Annotated in this window: 18 protein-coding genes and 1 pseudogene; 11 read left to right on the top strand and 8 right to left on the bottom strand. The window is 67.5% G+C overall.

All coding sequences use genetic code 11. From position 1 onward, the window contains the following. Positions 1-57 precede the first annotated feature (57 nt). Entirely contained in the window at positions 58-1,512 is a 1,455-nt protein-coding gene (locus tag D7316_RS19575) for a DUF2252 domain-containing protein (protein ID WP_124709741.1), read from the bottom strand. Positions 1,513-1,693: 181 nt separating this feature from the next. Between D7316_RS19575 and D7316_RS19570 the strand changes: the two genes are divergently transcribed. Beyond that, on the top strand, positions 1,694-2,074 hold the full coding sequence (locus tag D7316_RS19570; protein ID WP_124709740.1) for an SHOCT domain-containing protein: 381 nt from the start codon (positions 1,694-1,696) through the stop codon (positions 2,072-2,074). A gap of 9 nt (positions 2,075-2,083) precedes the next feature. Here the strand turns inward: D7316_RS19570 and D7316_RS19565 are convergent, their stop codons facing one another. After that, positions 2,084-3,247, bottom strand: coding sequence for an alpha/beta fold hydrolase (locus D7316_RS19565; RefSeq protein ID WP_232016985.1), 1,164 nt, complete (start codon positions 3,245-3,247; stop codon positions 2,084-2,086). Between the two features lie 91 nt (positions 3,248-3,338). Between D7316_RS19565 and D7316_RS19560 the strand changes: the two genes are divergently transcribed. The 3 genes from D7316_RS19560 to D7316_RS19550 all read left to right on the top strand — a co-directional run bounded on the left by D7316_RS19560 (position 3,339) and on the right by D7316_RS19550 (position 4,739). Further along, positions 3,339-3,530 (top strand): hypothetical protein, encoded by a 192-nt coding sequence (locus D7316_RS19560; RefSeq protein ID WP_124709739.1) that lies wholly within the window; start codon positions 3,339-3,341, stop codon positions 3,528-3,530. Between the two features lie 119 nt (positions 3,531-3,649). After that, positions 3,650-3,796: a DUF1059 domain-containing protein gene (locus D7316_RS19555; RefSeq protein WP_124709738.1), complete on the top strand. Its 147-nt coding sequence runs from the start codon at positions 3,650-3,652 to the stop codon at positions 3,794-3,796. Between the two features lie 148 nt (positions 3,797-3,944). After that, a complete protein-coding gene (locus D7316_RS19550) occupies positions 3,945-4,739 on the top strand; it encodes a TetR/AcrR family transcriptional regulator (RefSeq protein ID WP_124709737.1) in 795 nt (264 codons plus the stop codon). Positions 4,740-4,761: 22 nt separating this feature from the next. On the opposite strand, the gene D7316_RS19545 is transcribed toward D7316_RS19550, so the two are convergent. Then, positions 4,762-5,664, bottom strand: a complete 903-nt coding sequence (locus tag D7316_RS19545) for an oxygenase MpaB family protein (RefSeq protein WP_124709736.1) — start codon at positions 5,662-5,664, stop codon at positions 4,762-4,764. A gap of 80 nt (positions 5,665-5,744) precedes the next feature. Here D7316_RS19545 and D7316_RS19540 point away from each other — a divergent pair, with 80 nt between their 5' ends. Then, positions 5,745-6,335 carry a TetR/AcrR family transcriptional regulator gene (locus D7316_RS19540; RefSeq protein WP_124709735.1) on the top strand — a complete coding sequence of 197 codons (591 nt, stop codon included), beginning with the start codon at positions 5,745-5,747 and terminating at the stop codon, positions 6,333-6,335. Between the two features lie 16 nt (positions 6,336-6,351). Here D7316_RS19540 and D7316_RS19535 read toward each other — a convergent pair whose 3' ends face one another. Continuing rightward, a complete protein-coding gene (locus D7316_RS19535) occupies positions 6,352-7,119 on the bottom strand; it encodes an acetoin reductase (protein WP_124709734.1) in 768 nt (255 codons plus the stop codon). Between the two features lie 254 nt (positions 7,120-7,373). On the opposite strand from D7316_RS19535, the gene D7316_RS19530 reads away from it, so the two are divergent. Then, complete coding sequence (locus D7316_RS19530; RefSeq protein ID WP_232016984.1) at positions 7,374-8,501, top strand: hypothetical protein; 1,128 nt, start codon at positions 7,374-7,376, stop codon at positions 8,499-8,501. A gap of 267 nt (positions 8,502-8,768) precedes the next feature. Here the strand turns inward: D7316_RS19530 and D7316_RS19525 are convergent, their stop codons facing one another. Further along, the gene (locus D7316_RS19525; RefSeq protein ID WP_124709733.1) at positions 8,769-9,656 is read right to left on the bottom strand and encodes a LysR family transcriptional regulator; all 888 of its coding nucleotides are present in this window, start codon (positions 9,654-9,656) and stop codon (positions 8,769-8,771) included. A 69-nt stretch (positions 9,657-9,725) separates the two neighbouring features. Next, complete coding sequence (locus D7316_RS19520; protein WP_124709732.1) at positions 9,726-10,694, bottom strand: GlxA family transcriptional regulator; 969 nt, start codon at positions 10,692-10,694, stop codon at positions 9,726-9,728. Positions 10,695-10,834: 140 nt separating this feature from the next. Here D7316_RS19520 and D7316_RS19515 point away from each other — a divergent pair, with 140 nt between their 5' ends. The 3 genes and pseudogenes from D7316_RS19515 to D7316_RS19505 form a co-directional block, all read left to right on the top strand. Next, positions 10,835-11,467 carry an isochorismatase family protein gene (locus tag D7316_RS19515; RefSeq protein WP_124709731.1) on the top strand — a complete coding sequence of 211 codons (633 nt, stop codon included), beginning with the start codon at positions 10,835-10,837 and terminating at the stop codon, positions 11,465-11,467. 44 nt (positions 11,468-11,511) lie between these two features. Continuing rightward, complete coding sequence (locus D7316_RS19510; protein ID WP_124709730.1) at positions 11,512-12,531, top strand: LLM class flavin-dependent oxidoreductase; 1,020 nt, start codon at positions 11,512-11,514, stop codon at positions 12,529-12,531. Between the two features lie 107 nt (positions 12,532-12,638). Then, a pseudogene (locus D7316_RS19505) lies at positions 12,639-13,463 on the top strand (EamA family transporter); the annotation flags it as partial. 111 nt (positions 13,464-13,574) lie between these two features. On the opposite strand, the gene D7316_RS27520 reads toward D7316_RS19505, so the two are convergent. Then, positions 13,575-14,633 (bottom strand): alpha/beta hydrolase, encoded by a 1,059-nt coding sequence (locus D7316_RS27520; protein WP_124709729.1) that lies wholly within the window; start codon positions 14,631-14,633, stop codon positions 13,575-13,577. 63 nt (positions 14,634-14,696) lie between these two features. Here D7316_RS27520 and D7316_RS19495 point away from each other — a divergent pair, with 63 nt between their 5' ends. After that, positions 14,697-15,983, top strand: coding sequence for a MurT ligase domain-containing protein (locus tag D7316_RS19495; RefSeq protein WP_124709728.1), 1,287 nt, complete (start codon positions 14,697-14,699; stop codon positions 15,981-15,983). Beyond that, entirely contained in the window at positions 15,980-16,702 is a 723-nt protein-coding gene (locus tag D7316_RS19490; protein WP_124709727.1) for a type 1 glutamine amidotransferase, read from the top strand. Before D7316_RS19495 ends, D7316_RS19490 begins: the two co-directional genes overlap by 4 nt. 247 nt (positions 16,703-16,949) lie before the next feature. Here D7316_RS19490 and D7316_RS19485 read toward each other — a convergent pair whose 3' ends face one another. Further along, complete coding sequence (locus D7316_RS19485) at positions 16,950-17,669, bottom strand: uracil-DNA glycosylase (protein WP_124709726.1); 720 nt, start codon at positions 17,667-17,669, stop codon at positions 16,950-16,952. Positions 17,670-17,694 lie beyond the last annotated feature (25 nt).

The raw sequence follows: 17,694 nt of genomic DNA, 5'->3' as shown, positions 1-17,694 counted from the left end.
GCTCCTGGCGGTAGGTGGGTCGGTCGGCTGGCGGGTGGCTACCTGGTAGTCGGCTACCTAATAGTCGTCGACCGCGGCGACCGCGCCGCGGTCGATCGCCGCGACGAACTCGGTGTGGTCGGCGAGGTTGCGTTCGGCATACGACACCGCGAATCGTCCCATGGCGCGGTCGAACTCGTCGGCCGTCCCGAGATACTCGCTGATCGACACGGCGTCGCCGGACCGGGCGTGGCCGTAGGCCAGCACGCGTCCGCACACGCGGCCGTACGCGGACAACGCGGCCGCATCGAGCGCCTCGATCAGCACCGACCCCTTGCCGTCGCGCAACTGCCGGAGGTAGAAGTCGCGCCTGATCCCGTCGAAACCGGGCCCGGAGTTCCATCCGAGGAACACGTCGCTGACCGCCTGGGTGAGTCGCTGCCCGTTGACCACCCGCTCCCCCTGGTCCGCGTACTCGGGACCGTCGAGGTAGCGGGCCAGCACCGACTCCTGGGCCTCCTTCGCCTGCAACAACAACGGGTCGCCGTTGTCCTTGCCACGGAAGAGCAGAACCCACGCCTGCGTGCCGACGCTGCCCACACCGACCACCTTGCGCGCCATACGCAGGAACTCGAACTTGTCGAGCAGCACGCGGTGGTGCGGGGACATCGTGGCGCGGAACGCCGGCAGTCGCTCGAGCAGTTCGCCGTAGATCGCCGAGACGTCCCGGTCCACCGCGAGTTCCTCGACGGGCACGATCAGCGGTGGCGTACTGATGAACTGGAGTTCACCGTCGACCACCGTGGTCAGCTTGGACAACGCCTGCAGACTGTCGCGACGCCAGGCCTTCTTGATCTGCCGGCGGATGCTGTCGGAGGTCGGGGCGTCGACGATGCGCCGCATCTCGTCGAGTTTGTCGGTCGGCTCGGCGTGCGTGTACCAGCTCGCCAAGGTACCCAGACCGGCCTGGTTCCCCATGGTTTCCCGATACTCACGGGCACACGCCCGGGCGACCTTCTTCGCCTCCTTGCGGTCGAATCCGTTGTCGAATGCGGCCACCGCGAGACTCGCCGCGAGGCGTTTGACGTCCCACTCGAAGGGGCCCGGATAGGTCTCGTCGAAATCGTTGACGTCGAAGACCAGTCGTCGCTCCGGGCTCGCGAAGAAACCGAAGTTGCTCAGATGCGCGTCACCACACAGTTGGACGGTCAACCCGCTGTGCGGGGACCGGGACAGGTCATCGGCCATCACCAACGCGGCGCCACGGTAGAACGTGAACGGCGTCCGTGCCATCCGTCCGTGGCGGATCGGCACCAGGTCGGCGACACGCGAGTGGGCCTGTTGCAGCAACAATCCGGTCGCATCGCGATCGGATGTACCGGCGAGCAGTCCGTCGGGTAATTCACCGAGGTCGGCCGGCGACACCCGGTTGCGGGCCGCGCGCCCGGTCTCCAGACGATCGACATGGGTCCGATAGGGGTATCGGGCCGCGGCACGCGTCCCGTCACCGTCGGTCACGACTCCGGTCTCCATGCCTATGACAGTGTCACCGGGCCTCGCCGGGAGCATCATCCGGACGGTATGAATGTCGCGGCGTCGCGGCGCAAGTCACCCGATCCGGATGATCCGCGCCGCACCCGGCCACACGCATGATGTGACCGGACACCGAACATGCGCACCGACCGATGGTGCCGCAGCACCCGAGGAGACGTACATGTGGGATTCATTCTGGGACTTCATCTGGTACACCCTGGTGATCTTCTCGTTCCTGGCCTATCTGATGATCCTGTTCTGGGTCATCTCCGACCTGTTCCGCGACCGGGCGCTGTCCGGATGGTGGAAGGCGGTGTGGATCGTGTTCCTGATCTTCGTGCCCTGGATAACGGCATTGATCTACCTGATCGCACGCGGCCACGGCATGTCCCGTCGCGCGGCCGAGGCGCGATCGGAGGCGCAGCAACAGACCGACGACTACATCAAATCGGTCGCGGGCAAATCCTCCGCGGACCAGATCGCCGATGCCAAGTCCCTGCTGGACAGCGGCACCATCACCGAGCAGGAGTTCGCGGCGCTCAAGGCCAAAGCGCTCGCGTGAGAGCGGCGCTCACTGCGCCGGCATGACCCGTTCGAAGAACGTCACCGCGTCGTCCATGCCACCCTTTGCTCGCAGATCGGTGTGGTTCGCGTTGATCGTCTCGAACTCGTAACCGGTTCCTGCCGAACGGAATCCGGCCAGCAGACGGTAGGTGAGCGGGATCGGCACGGTGGTGTCGCGAAACCCGTGCACGACCAGGATGGGCCGCCCGTAGTCGGCGGTCGGCACACTCATGTAGTCGCGCAGCGCGGACCGGAAAGCATTGTCGCCGAGCGGTTTGGACAGCAGGCTGTCGGGTCGGGCGCCGGCGAGGATGCCCTCCCACTGCGGCCCGCAGGAACGCGAGACCTCGTCGACCACCCGCTTGCCGAGTGGTGACAGGTACGCCTCGACGTCGACGTCGTCCTGGTTGGCGGACATGCCGGCCAGGATGGCGGCGAACGGCCCGGACATACCCTTGGGCAGCGCCGGGATACCCGGCCGCATGAGGGGGATGATGCTCTCGAAGTTCGAGGCCGGCGCGAGGGCCGCGGTACCGCGGAAATCGAGGTCGGGCGCGTACTGCGCGGCGATGTGCCCGGCCCCGAGCGCTGCGTGCCCGCCCTGCGACGATCCGCCGACCGCCCACGTGCGGGACAGCCCGGCGAACACCGACCGCGCCGCGCGCACGATGTCGACCACGGCGGTGGCCTCCGACCACGTCTGCAGATAGGGGTGCGGGGTCGTCGAACCCGGACCCAGCCCGATGTAATCGGTTGCGACCACCGCGTAGCCCGCACGGTTCAGCGCGGCGATCGCCGGTGCGGTCCCCCGGATCAGGTCCGCGGAACCGGTCAGCCCGCAGTCGGGACCGAGTCCCGATGTGCCGTGGGCCCACGAGACGATCCGCCACCCGCCGGGCGGGCGGGGCCCGCTGGGCAGACGCACGATGCCGGAGGCCGCGACGTCCTCACCACGGGCGTCTATGGTTCGGTACGAGATGCGATAGACGCCCGTCAGGCCGCCCCATTCGCCACCGATCTGGGAGACCGCCGTCGCCAGTCCGGTTTGCTGTGAACCTGCCGACGCAGGCGCACTGACCAGTGCGGATACTGCGATCAGAGTTGCCGCGAGGGCCCCTGCCACGAGGCCGCGAACGATGGCGGACCGGCCGGGCCGCAACGATGTCGACACTGGATCACATCACCGCGTCGACTGTGAGGCTGCCGACGTTCACCTGCGGTTGACGTGCCAACGGGTGCCTCCGTCCGGACAATGGAATGACATGGATACATTACAGATGACCTACGTCTTTGCCCTGGTGGCGGTGCTCACCCTCGCCACCGTCGGAGTCGGGACCCTGATCGGGATCATCGCGCGTGCCGACGCCCACCGCGTGCCCGTACGCATCGACGACACCGATGCGACATTCGCCGACGTGAAATTCGCCGATGTGGAGTTCGACGCCGTCCGGTGATCGTCCGCGCGGGTGTGCCCCGACGCGACCCGAGTCCTTCCGGCTGCCGCACCGCGGCGGTACCCTCGATCGGTGACCGGGACCGACGTCCACGTACCGACGACGAGGAGTGCGCGCCGATGAAGACGAGGTTGACCTGCCCCTGCGGTGACCAGATGAAGGGCGCCGACGAGGACGAACTCGTGCAGAAGGTCCAGGAGCACCTGGCAGAAAACCACCCCGACCACGAGTACAGCCGGGACGAGATCCTGTTCATGGCGTACTGACCGGGACGATTCGTCCCTTCCCCCGGCTGACGTCGCGGCATGGCTACAGTTGGGCATACCGCATGGGCGACTCCGGATGCGATACGGTGACCGCGTTGCGGCTGTCCGGGGGTCGCGCACCCATACCGGTGAGGAAGGTTGGTCGAGCATGCCGCGCAAGGAGAATCCCCCGAAGCGTGAGCGGCGCGAACGCGGTTCGATCGATCCCGAGGAGATCATCAACGGCGCCTTCGAATTGGCCGAAGAGGTCGGTGTCGACAATCTCAGCATGCCGGTGCTCGGCCGGCATCTCGGCGTCGGAGTCACCAGCATCTACTGGTACTTCCGCAAGAAGGACGACCTGCTCAGCGCGATGACCGACCGGGCCATCGAGCGCTACAACCTCGCCACGGCACTGACGTACTCGAGTGACGACTGGCGTGAGCGACTCTACGAACACGCGCACGCGATGCGCGGTGCCTTCCTGACGAACCCGATCCTCTGCGACCTCATCCTCATCCGTTCCTCCCGCGGGCCGCGCAACGCCCAACTCGGCGCGTCGGAGATCGAGCACGCGCTGGAGGACCTCATGCGAGAAGGCCTCTCACTCGAGGACGCGTATGACAGTTACTCGGCCGTGCAACTCCATGTGCGGGGTTCGGTGGTGCTCGAGCGCCTCTACGACAAGAACAAGGCCGAGGACGCCGGCGCGCAGGCCCACCACGGGAACCTGATCATCACGACCGCGCAGACCCCGTTGCTCGCCGAGGCCGCGAGCAAGGGACGCGTCGGTGGCGCGCCCGATGAGCAGATCTTCGAGTACGGACTCACCTGCATCCTCGACCACACCAGCCGACTGATCGACGAGCAGAAGCAGACGTCCAAGCCCGCGAAGCGAACCCGCGCCACCAAGGCACCCGCCAAGAAGTCAGCGCCGCGCACGCGCGCGAAGTCTGCCTCGTAGCCGAACCGGTTCCCGCGCGGGATCAGCTCGGAGCGACCGACGTCGCCGTCGTCGGTTCTTGGGCGTCAGTCACGTGGTGCACCGGGCAACCACCGGCGAACGTACCCATCCGTTCGATGTCGAAACCGTCGGGATAGGAACGGATCCGGGGCATGTTCTGTACAAGCGCCGGTTTGCGCCGAGGCGGCAACACGGCGAGCAGACGAGCGCGCGCCTTGAGGGCGCCGCTCGAGATCGTACGGGCCACGGGTCCCGGATCGTCGAGCTTGAAGGCGTTGATCAGCGGCTCGTCCATCAGTGCGCGACTGAACACGTCGACGCCCCGCTTGGCGAAACCCGGGTAGAACGAGGCGAGCAGGTCGAGCGTCGCGTCGGCCACCCGGCGGGACCCCGGATCGAAGGCGAAGTTCGCCGCCTCGTAGCTGTCCATCAGCGTCGCGAACTCGTCGTAGGTCTCCGGGATGTCCTTGATGGCCATGTGCCGCCCGAGGTCCTGGTAGTAACGGACGATGGCCACGAGTTCGTTGTCGGCCAGCGGACGCCATCCGTAGTCGGCAAGCCATCGGACCGGCACCACGACGAACGTCGACAACACGTAGACGAAGTCCTCGTTGGAGATGTCGTACATCTTGTGCATCTGGTTGATCCGGCGGATGGCGGCCTTGCCGCTGGCGCTGTCGATTCCGTCGACGAGGGGGGTCTCGAGCAGGATGGCGGTGTCGTCGTACCGCTTCTGCGTGGCCTCGGTGAACGCGCCCGTGTCGTCGAGGAGTCGACCGATGGTCGGCACCGCATACGTCCGGAACAACGCGAAACTCAGCGCCTGGTTGATGTCCCAGGGGAACTCATAGGTCGCCAGGTTCCGGTAGATCTCCGGGTAGTGGGTCTCCGGATCGAGCCCGGCATTACGGTTCGGCTTGCGCACGTCACCCTCCTCGGCGAGTAGGAGGTCAGCATAAGTCTACTTATGTTCTTGTGCAAGGGGTCACAACCTACTATGAACAGGTGACCCCGCCCGCGAAGAAGCGCACCACGGCCTCCCGCACGGCCAAGGAGCGATACCTGGAGGCCGGACTCCAGGTGCTCGCAGAGAAGGGGCATGCGGGGCTCAAGTTGGCGACGGTGTGTGCCACCGTCGGCGCCACCACCGGCTCCTTCTATCACGCCTTCGCGAGTTGGGGTGAGTACACGACCGCGCTCATCCGCTACTGGCGCGAGGAGGAGAGCGATCGTCCCATCGCCGAGGCCTCCGCGGTCACCGATCCCGTCGAACGGCTGCAGTTCCTGATCGACATCGCCCTGCGTCTTCCGCACGATTCCGAGGCGGCGATCCGCGTGTGGGCCGAGCACGACGCGGACGTGCGGGTCGTGCAGATCGAGGCCGACGAGGAGCGGCATCGCTTCATCTCCGACAGCTACTTCGCGGTGTTCGGTGACCGCGAGGTCGCCGACCGCTATGCGACCGCGGCGATGTACCTCCTGGTCGGATACGAGAGCGGAACACACCGGGCACCAGACACTTTCGCGTGGGTTCTCCAGGCTCTCGTGAAACAGGCACTCGATGAGGCCGGCGTGGTGATCCCGACGCGGGAGTGAACACCCCGGACCGGTATCAGCGGAAGACCAGCCCTCCGTCGATCAGGACCGCCTGCCCCGTCATGTAATCGGAGTCCGGGCCCGCGAGGTATGAGACGAACGCGGCAACGTCGTCGGGCGTCTGCGCACGACCCAGCGCGATGCCGCCGACGAACTTGTCGTAGGTCTCGCCCTCGCCGGCACCGGTGAGCTCTGCGAAGCGTTTGTCGATGCTGACCCACATGTCGGTGCCGACCACTCCCGGACAGTAGGCATTCACCGTGATCCCCCGGGCTGCATACTCTTTCGCGGCGGCCTGGGTCAACGCGCGGACGGCGAATTTCGTCGCGCTGTACACGCCCAGCATGGCGAAGCCATCGTGTCCGGCGATGGACGATGCGTTGATGATCTTGCCCGGCCGGCCCGCCGACGTGAACTTCGCTGCGGCAGCCTGGATTCCCCAGAGCACCCCGTCGACGTTGACCGCCCAGATCTTCTGGACGTCGTCGGGTCGGACATCGTCGATCGGGGCCACCTGGGCGATGCCGGCGTTGTTGATCATCACGTCGAATCCGCCGAGCGCCTCCGCCGCGTGATCGACCGCGGCGAACACCTGGTCCCGATCGCTCACGTCGGCGACGAAGGCCGTTGCCTTGGTGCCGATCTCGCGGACCTCCGCGGCCACCGACTCGATACCCGCCTCGTTGACGTCGACCAGGGCGATGTCGTGTCCGTCCCTTGCCAGCCGCAGCGCGATCCCGCGCCCGATCCCCTGCCCACCGCCGGTGACGAGTGCGACGCTCATGCGCGCACCTCCGACGGATCGATCCCACAGTTTCTGGTGGTCGGACGGTACGCAGTTGCACACATGGTCTTTGCTCCTGATTCCTCGGCGTCGTGCCGATACGCCATGTCTATGTGACCCGGAGCACATCCGACAGGGTTGCAATCCGTTGCAACCCTGTCGCCGAAGGATGCAACCCTCCGCAACCCTGACGGCCGGATGTGATCCAGACCATAGTTACAGCGCCCCATCGACCCGACCGGAGGAGATTGCCCATGACCGCCACCGCAGGCGTGGAACCGACCGCGCTCCAAGATGTTTCGCCGCCGGCCACGCGGAGTGGCCGATGGCTCGCCGTCGGGCTCGCGAACCTCGTCGTGGTCGTGGCACTCTCGCTGGCCACCTGGTATCTGCTGGCGGACCCCACGACCAGTCCATGGAGCTTCTATCCGCTACCGTTCAACGCCGCGCTCTTCTGGGCGATCCTGTTCGTCGTGTTCATCGGTTTCAACTGCGAGTTCGCCGGATTCGACAAACTGGCACAACCGATGCGCGGCATCGCGATCCTGGCCTCGACGGCCGTGTTCGCCGTCGCGGTCACCTGGTTGCTCGGCAGCGGCCTCGGGTCCATCTACCCCGACTTCGCCGGTTCGCGAGAGGGCGGCCTCGGCTACTTCGCCGGTGCGTTGTTCGTGCTCTTCGGCTTCGCCACCTGGGTCATGGTGGTCCTGAACTGGCAACACTGGCCGTGGACGGCGTTGAAGTTGACGCAACCCCTCGTCGGGTTGTGTGAGATCGCCTTCGTGGCGGTACCGACGCTTGCGTTGTACTTCGTGTTCGGACTGCCGTCGGTGTCGCTCACGGCAACACACTCCTTGATGACGGTCGACACCGTGCTCGGCTGGTTCTATTCGATGGTCGTCGCGGTCATCCTCACCGGCCAGACGCTGGACAACTGGCCGTGGCGGATGTTCGGCGGCGGTGGACGTACCGCCCTTGCCGCGACAGTCGGCAACGTCGTCCTCGGTACCGCGATCTACTTCGCGATGCTGCCACTTGCCAGGATCCTGATCGGATCGACCGCGCCCGCCGAGATCGGTGGCGTGATCAACCAGTTCCCGGCCCAGATCGGGGTGTGCTGGGCGTTCTGGATGATCTTCTGGGCCAATGGTTTCGGGAATCGATTCGGCCCAGCGGTCCGCGCGGTGCTCACGTTTGCACTCGCCATCGGCACATTCTTGTTCTACTACCGTTTCGCGGCCGAGCACATCCTGCACGAGCCCTCGGTTGCGGCCGGCATCAGCGGCAACGCACTCGGATTCGTCGACTGGCTGGTCCTGTGGACACTGATCTACGTCGTCGGTTTCGGGTCATTGGGACTGCGACGGTGGAGCCCGGCATGAGCATCGGTGAATCCGGCACAGCGCAACCGGCGCGATCGATGGCACCGGAATCGTCGGACAGGTACTTGTCCGACATGATCGACCACGCGGTGGCATGGATGCCCTTCGGCGGCGCCGACGACCAGATCTTCGTCGAGTTCGGTACTGCCCCCGCGACCTTCTATCGCCGCATCCTGTCGGAACTGGAACGGCCGGAGCTCCTTTCACGCGTTCCGTCACAGCACCGCGACGACCTGCACGCCTTCTGCCGGTACAAGGTACGGGTACTCAGGAGCGTAGGACTGTCGCCGCCGCGTCGACCAGGTCCCCCACGACGCGGGTGATGGCGTTTCGTGATTGTGGTCGCGTCAGCGCCTCATAGACGCGTGCCGCGCGAACGCCTCTGAGCTCCAGCCGTTTCACACCCGGGTGGCGGACCGCGAACCGCGGGATCAGCGCGATCCCGTGGTCGGCGGCGACGATGGCCTGGATCGTCGAGAAATCGAGCATGCGTTGCGTGACCCGGGCCGCGACACCGGTCACCGCCGAGATCGACAGCAGCACATCATCGACCGGGAATCCACCCTCCACGCTGATCCAGTCGTGCTCGGCCAGTTCCCGGACCTCCACGGTGTCGCGTGCCGCCAGCGCCGAATCCCGCGCCACCACCACGTCGACCGGCTCACGCATGAGTTCGGTCACCTCCACGCGCGGCACCCGCACCGGCGCGGTTCGCTCGTCCCGATGAGTCACCACGATGTCGAAATCGGCGAGGGCCGGCGCCGCATCCGGGTAGCCGACGTCGAGTTCGGAAGCGTGGACGTCGATTCCCGACCGTACGGCCCGATCGAGCACACCGGGCAGCAGCAGTGCGGCACCGGAGGGGAACATCGCCAGGCGCACCGAGGGATGGCCGGACCGATAGCCGTCCATCTCCTCCTGCGCCCGATCCACGGCGGCGATGACCTCGTCGGCACGCAGCACCAGTGCCCGCCCCGCGTCGGTGAGTCGGATGCGACGGCCATCCTGCTCGAGGAGTTCGACGCCGGACTCCCGGGCGAGCACCTTGAGCTGCTGCGACACCGCCGATGGCGTCATGTGCATGGCATCGGCGACCGCGCCGACCGATCCGCGGTCGGCGAACTCGCGCAGCAACCGCAGACGCTTCACATCCATGAGGACGAACTCTATCGAAGGGTGACAACGATGTAGATGGGCTACATCGTCACCGGGCGAGATCCCGTCTCACGCGGGGGACGTCGCGGCGACCCCGACCCCGAAGGACGCGCGGTATGCCGACGGCGTGGTCGCGTACTCCTTCACGAAGTTCTGCCGCATCGTCACCGCACTGCCGAATCCGCAGGCGTGCGCGATGCGATCCATGCCCCAGGATGTCCGCTCGAGCAGCACGCGGACCTCGCCGAGACGTTGTTCCAGAACCCATTTCGCCGGCGACACCCCCGTCGCTCCCCGGAAGTTCCGGACAAAGCTCCGACGGCTCATCCGCGCCCGCACGGCGAGTTCGTCGACCGAGAGGTCGTGGTCGAGGTGCGCCAACGCCCAGGCACACACCTCCGAGACCGGGTCACCGGCGGGATGATCGGCGACGGGTCGTTCGATGTACTGTGCCTGCCCGCCGTCGCGATGCGGCGCAACGACCAGACTGCGCGCCACCCGATTGGCGGTCGATGCACCGAGGAACCGCCGGACGATGTGCAGACAGGCGTCGATGGACGCCGCCGTACCGGCCGACGTGATCACATCGCCGTGGTCGATGTAGAGCACCGATGAGTCCATCTGCAGGCTCGGATCACGTCGGGCTAGGCGGGACATCCACTGCCAGTGGGTGACCGCGGACCGACCGGCGATGAGACCGGTGTCCGCGACGGCCACCGCGCCCAGGCACAGACCGACGATGACCGCGCCTCGCGCGTGCGCATCGCGGATCACCGTCCGGAGGTCGTCGCTGATCGGCGGCAACTCGGCCGGCCAGGTGGGGATGACCACGATGTCGGCGTCGTCGGTCGCCGACGGGCCCGCGATGTCCGACAGCGTGTTGCCCTCGGCGGTGCGTACCGCACCGCCGTCGAGCGACCACAGCGCCGTGGTCCAGTCCTCGGCGAGACCGAGTCGCGCCACCTCACCGAACACCATCTGCGGGGCGGCTACGTGAAAGAGCGAGGCATCGTCGAAGACATGAATGGCGGTACGCATGATCCTCCGTCAGCGGTGGGCACCTCGAGCACCGAATGTGGCCCGATCTCATCGCAGGTACGCCTGCGGGCCACTCCCCAACGGAACCACACCGGCGCAGGCTTGGCCATACCCGTTCCGCACACCCGAGGAGACCGAGCATGACCACACCACGCCGCGCACTGATCGTCGTCGACGTCCAGCAGGAGTATTTCGACGGGCCGCTGCAGATCCAGTACCCGCCGCGCGACGACGCGCTCGCGAACATCGTGACCGCGCTCGACGCCGCGACATCGGCGGGCATCCCGGTCGCCGTGGTCCAGCACACCTACCCCGACGGGACGCCGGTGTTCGCCGAGGGAACCGCCGGGTGGCAACTGCACCCGGCGATCGTCGAGGCCGCCCCGACCTCCGCTGAGTACGTGCGCAAGCAGTTCGGGTCGGTGTTCGCCGGCACCGAGGTCGCCGCCTGGCTCGCCGGACACGACGTCGACACCATCACCATCGTCGGGTTCATGGCCAACAACTGCGACATCGCGACCGCGGTGGAGGCCGAGGGACTCGGCCTGACCAGCGAGATCCTGTCGGATGCGACCGGCGCGATCCACCTCGCCAACGAGGCCGGGACGGTGTCCGCCGAAGCTCTGCACCAGACTCTGATGGTGCTGCTGCAGTCGAACTTCGCCGCGGTCGCGACCACCGCGGACTGGCGGGCGGCGCTCGATTCGGGCAGCGCACTCCCCAAGAGCAATCTGGTGAGTTCGGCCGTGGAGGGTCGCGCGGCCCTGGTGTGACCATGCCCGGGAATTAACCGGACCCGAGTTCCATTTAACCCGGTATGAAGAAGATCGGTTTCCTGTCGTTCGGCCATTGGTCGGACGCGCCGGGCTCGCAGGTCCGGTCCGGATCGGACGCGCTGTTGCAGTCCGTCGACCTGGCCGTGGCCGCCGAGGAACTCGGCGCCGACGGTGCCTACTTCCGGGTGCATCATTTCGCCCGGCAACTGGCATCACCCTTCCCGCTGCTGGCCGCCGCGGGCGCCAAGACCAGTCGCATCGAACTCGGCACCGGCGTCATCGACATGCGCTACGAGAACCCGCTGTACATGGCGGAGGATGCCGGTGCCGCCGACCTGATCTCGGGCGGGCGCTTGCAGCTCGGCATCAGCCGCGGCTCGCCGGAGCAGGTCATCGACGGCTACAAGTACTTCGGCTATGTGCCGGAGGACGATTCATCGGACGCCGAGATGGCCCGACGGCACGCGGATGTGTTCCTACAGGTCATCGAGGGCGGCGGATTCGCCCAGCCCAATCCGCGTCCGATGTTCCCGAATCCACCCGGACCACTGCCCATCGAGCCCCGGTCCCCCGGTCTCCGGGAGCGCATCTGGTGGGGTGCGGGTTCACGCGCAACCGCCGAATGGACGGCGCAGCAGGGGATGAACCTGATGAGTTCCACCTTGCTCACCGAGGACACCGGGGTGCCGTTCCACAAGTTGCAGGCCGAGCAGATCCAGCGCTTCCGCGACGCGTGGGCAGAGGCAGGACATGCCCGTGAACCGCGGGTGTCGGTGAGCCGCAGCATCTTCGCGATCGTCGACGACCGCGACCGCGCCTACTTCGGCCGGGGCGGAACGGAGGACGATCAGGTCGGCGTGATCGACAACACCGTCGCGCGGTTCGGACGCAGCTACGCCGACGAGCCGGACAAGCTGATCGAGCAGCTCCGCGAGGACGAGGCCATCGCCGCCGCCGACACCCTGCTGCTCACGGTGCCGAACCAGCTGGGCGTCGAGTACAACGCGCACGTCATCGAGTCGATCCTGACGCACGTCGCACCGGAGCTCGGCTGGCGCTGACACCGGTCCGCCGACGACAACGTCGGCCGCACCGCCGAGATTGTGTAGTTCAGCTACATCATTGATGCGATTTATTTCGATTGTGCTGTACGAAAACCGCCACGACGATGGTCGTCATGACTACTCGCGATCGGCTCCTCGGACTGAGCGTGGTCGTGCTGTGGGGACTGAACTTCATCGCGATCCGATTCAGCCTCGATCAGTTCCCGCCGTTCTTCTGCGCCGCGCTCCGTTTCTCGGTGATGGCGATCCCGGTGGTGCTGTTCGTACGCTTCCCCAGGGTCCAAGTCAGATGGTTCCTGCTGTACGCGGTCGGCTTCGGCGTCCTGCAGTTCTCGTTCCTCTTCCTCGCGATGGACCTCGGGATGCCGACCGGACTCGCGTCGCTGGTGCTCCAGACCTCCGCCCCGTTCACGGTGCTGCTCGGTGTGCTGTTCTTGCGCGAACGGATGAGCCCGCTCCAGGTCATCGGTATCGCGGTGGCCGTGATCGGCATGATCCTGATCGGGATCGATCGCGCCACCCACAGTTCACTCGGGGTCGCGGCGATCATTCCGATGATCCTGACCGTCCTGGGCGGCCTGGGCTGGGCCTTCGGCAACATCGGTAGCAGACTCGCGGTGAGCGTCCAGCCCGCACGGCCGGGTGATCCACTCCGCATGACCCTCTGGATGTCGGTGGTCCCACCGATCCCGTTCCTGCTGATGAGCTTGGCGTTCGACGGTCCGACCGCCGGCATCGAATCGCTGACGACCCTCGGTTCGCACACCGGAGCGCTGGCGCTCGCAGGACTCGCCTACACCGTGATCCTCGGCACCGTCGCGGGTTCCGGACTCTGGACGATGCTGATGTCCCGGTACGAGGCCAGCCGCGTCGCGCCGCTGTCGCTGCTGGTACCCGTCGTCGGGATCACCGCCGCGTGGCTGGTGCTCGGCGAGACCCCGGGCGTGCTGGAGATCCTCGGCGCGGCCACGGTGATCGCGGGCTGCGCTGCGGGTGTCCTCGCCGCCCCACGTTCGCGGCCGATGCCGCCGACGCCGGCCTCAGCGCAGGGCGAAGGCGAGCGCCGCACCGATCCGATCGACGGCCGCCCGGGCGTCCGGGCTGATCAGGGTCATGTTCGCGAAGGCGTGCATGAGACTGCCCGCCCGGTCGAGGGTCACCGGGACGTCCGCCTCCTTCAATCGGTCGGCGTAGGCGATGCCCTCGTCGCGGAGCGGGTCGAAGCCGGCGACGATCACATAGGCGGGTGCGAGGCCGGCGAGGTCGTCGGCAAGTAGCGGCGACACCCGCGGATCGGTCCGCTGTTCGACGTCGGGAACGTAGTTGTCCAGGAACCAGTCCATGTGCTCGTCGGTCAGGTAGAGCCCGGTCGCGAACTCGAGCCGCGACGGCCGCTTCGTCGAGGCATCGGTGACCGGATAGATGAGCATCTGCAGACACGGCGTGACGTCGTCGCCGCGGACCTGTTGGGCGACCACCGCCGCGAGGTTGCCGCCCGCGCTGTCCCCGGCGACGGCGATGCGATCGGTCGGCACACCCCAGGCAGGTGCCGTGGCGACGGCGTGACGCCAGGCGGCCAGCGCGTCGTCCACCGCGGCGGGGAATCGGTGCTCGGGCGCCAACCGGTAATCCACCGACACGATGTCCGCGCCGGTGGAGATCGCGAGACGACGCACGAGGTTGTCGTGGCTGACGCGGTCGCCCTCCACCCAGCCACCACCGTGGAAGAACACGACGATGCCGGCCGAATCGACCTCCGCCCGATATCGCGTCGCCGGGATCGGACCGCCGGGGCCGTCGATGACGAGATCCTCCTCGACCGCCATCGGCGGCAGCTTCTCCGCCATCGTGGACGCGTTCGCCCGCACATCGGCGCGGGCCTGCTCCACCGACTTCCCGGCGAGCGCGAAGGCGGGCAGACGCTCGGCCACCCAGCCGGTCAACGCCATCTCCGGCGCCAACCGGTCCCCGTCGGCGTTCACGCGTCCCCACTGACCGACGAAGCGCAGCAGCCCGGGCGGAAGGTGACCCGCCCCGCGCATCAGGGCCCGCTGCACGCGGGCGGGGAACTCGAGCGACATCGCTGTGGCCTGACTCACGACGTGAGCGTACCCAAGAAGACGGTCGCGCCGGCCCCGACCGCCTGTGTCAGACTCGATGCCATGCCCGACCGCGTGAGAACACCGATGCGCACCAACGTCGCACTGGCCGCCGCATCCGCGGCACGCTGGGCGTCACGAACCGCAGGCCGCGGCAAGGGTTCGATGATCGGTGGCCTGGTCGCCGCGAAGATCGACCCGAAGATCATGGGCCGCCTCGCCGCGGGCAAACGTACCGCGCTGGTGACCGGCACCAACGGCAAGTCGACGACGACACGGATGACCGCGGCGGCGCTGTCCGAGTTGGGCGAGGTCGCCACCCAGGCCGACGGCGCCAACATGGACGCCGGCATCATCGCGACCCTCACCCTGCATCGCCCCGCATCCATCTGCGCGCTCGAGGTCGACGAGCTGCACGTGCCCCACGTCAGCGATGCCGTCGACCCCGAAGTCCTTGTGATGCTCAACCTCTCGCGCGACCAGCTCGACCGGGTCGGCGAGATCAACATGATCGAACGGCGCCTGCGAGATGGCATCGCCCGGCACCCGGCGACGACGGTCGTGGCCAACTGTGACGATGTGCTCATCACCTCGGCCGCCTTCGACGCACCCAAGGTCGTCTGGGTGGCCGCGGGCGCCGGCTGGGTCGGCGACTCGGTGAGTTGCCCACGCACCGGCGAACCGATCATCCGCAACGGCGACGACTGGCACTCCAGCGGCGACGAGCAGTTCCGCAGGCCGGCCCCCGATTGGTGGTTCGACGACGAGAATCTCTATGGACCAGATGGTTTCGTGTCGCCGATGACCCTGTCGGTACCCGGACGCGCGAACCGGGGCAATGCCGCGCAGGCAGTGGCCGCAGCGGTCGCGATGGGCGCCGATCCCGCGAAGGCGGTCGCCGCGGTCGGCACCGTCGGGGAGGTCGCCGGCCGCTACGGCATCCATCAGGTCGGCAACCACTCCGTGCGTACCCTGCTCGCCAAGAACCCCGCCGGATGGCAGGAGGCACTGTCGATGATCGACCAGGACGCCGACGGCCTGGTGATCGCGGTGAACGGGCAGGTCCCCGACGGCGAGGATCTCTCCTGGCTGTGGGACGTCCGGTTCGAGGCCTTCGAGACGATGCAGGTGATCGCGGCAGGCGAACGCGCCGCGGACCTGTCTGTACGACTGCTCTACGCAGGCGCCGAACACACCACCATCCCGAACCCGATGAAGGCGATCGAGTCCTGTCCACCGGGGCGGGTGGAGGTCCTGGCCAACTACACCGCGTTTCGCGACCTCGGCGTCGCCCTCGACCGTGCCGAGCGGGCGCGGGGCGCCGACCTGCAGAGAGGTTCGGGGCAGTGAGCGAATCGACCCTCCGGATCGGCCTGGTCCTGCCCGACGTCATGGGCACCTACGGGGATGGCGGCAACGCGTTGGTCCTGCGCCAGCGCGCATTGATGCGCGGCATCGACGCCGAGATCGTGCAGATCACCCTCGACGACGAGGTGCCCGACTCGCTGGACGTGTACACCCTCGGCGGTGCCGAGGACTACGCCCAACGCCTGGCCACGCGGCATCTCACCCGCTACCCAGGACTCCAGCGGGCCGCCGCCGCTGGCCGGCCGGTCCTGGCCATCTGCGCGGCCATCCAGGTACTCGGCCACTGGTACGAGACGTCGGCCGGCGAACGCGTGGAAGGGATCTCGCTGTTCGACCTCACCACCGCACCCCAGGCGACGCGCAGCATCGGCGAGCTGGTCACCGAGCCGGCCGTCGATGGCCTGCAGGCACCCTTGAGCGGATTCGAGAACCACCGCGGCGGAACGACTCTCGGATCCGACGCGCGGCCACTGGCCCGCGTCCGGCATGGTGTCGGGAACGGGGTCGGCGACGGCACCGAGGGTGTCATCCAGGGCACGGCACTCGGGACGTACATGCACGGACCGGCGCTGGCCCGCAATCCTGAGCTCGCCGATCATCTCCTGCAACGCGCGATGGGTGTGGATTCGCTTTCCCCGCTGCATCTTCCACAGGTGGAGCGACTGCGCAAGGAACGCCTCGCGGCCGGGCGACGCGGCTGAACGTCACCCCCGGTGGAAGCGGTCGAACCGGAATCGTGCGCACACGGTGGGCCCGCAGATGGCGCAATCGGTACCCGCACGGTAGTGGGTATGGGCATCCCGTGGGTGCCCGCATCGGCATCGGGAATCAGGACTGCGGCCCAACCACTGCGCGAGCGCACTACTCATCAGGCGCCTCCCACTCCCTTCGCGCACCGATCGCCCGTCGATCGCCGTGCCCATCGCAGCCTACCCGTGTCGGGATTGGTCAACGACGGGTTCGCGAAGTCAGGCCGGCGTGGTCGGCAGCCGCGCCGAGTACGTCGCGGAGCATCTGCGGCGTCAGCCGTCCGGTGAACGTATTGTGTTGGCTCACGTGATAACTCCCGAACACCGCGAGTTCCCGGTCATCGAGCCGGATCACCGTGCGAGCACCGTGGGTGAACCTGGGCCGCGGCCGGTCGACCGCCCAGCCGAGGTCGGCGAAGGACCGCAGGCCGGCCTGCCAGCCGAAGGCGCCGAGCACCACCACCGACCGCAACGTCGGCAGGAGCAGATGGAGTTCGGCATCGAGCCAGTGCGCACATCGGTCACGTTCGGCGACGGTCGGTTTGTTCTGCGGCGGGGCACAGTGCACCGGTGCGGTCATCCGCACGCCGAACAACTCCATACCGTCGTCCGCCGACGTCGCCACCGGCTGATTGGCCAGCCCGACGTCGTGGAGCGCGCGGAACAGTACGTCGCCGCTCTGGTCGCCGGTGAACATCCGGCTCGTCCGGTTCGCGCCGTGCGCGGCGGGCGCGAGTCCGAGGATCAGCACGCGCGCGTCGTCGGGGCCGAAGCCGGGCACCGGGCGTCCCCAATAGGTCTGGTCGGCGAAGGCCGCCCGCTTCTCCCGCGCCACCTGCTCACGCCAGGCGACCAGCCGCGGACAGGCCCGGCACTCGATGAGATCGGCGTCGAGTTCGCCGATGCTGTGGTAGCCCACACCCCACGGTAACCCCGTCGGGATC

This window comes from Gordonia insulae, from assembly GCF_003855095.1.
Taxonomy (GTDB): Bacteria; Actinomycetota; Actinomycetes; order Mycobacteriales; family Mycobacteriaceae; genus Gordonia; species Gordonia insulae.
The sequence above is the reverse complement of the archived record's forward strand: the minus strand, read 5'-3'. Positions and strand labels throughout refer to the sequence as shown.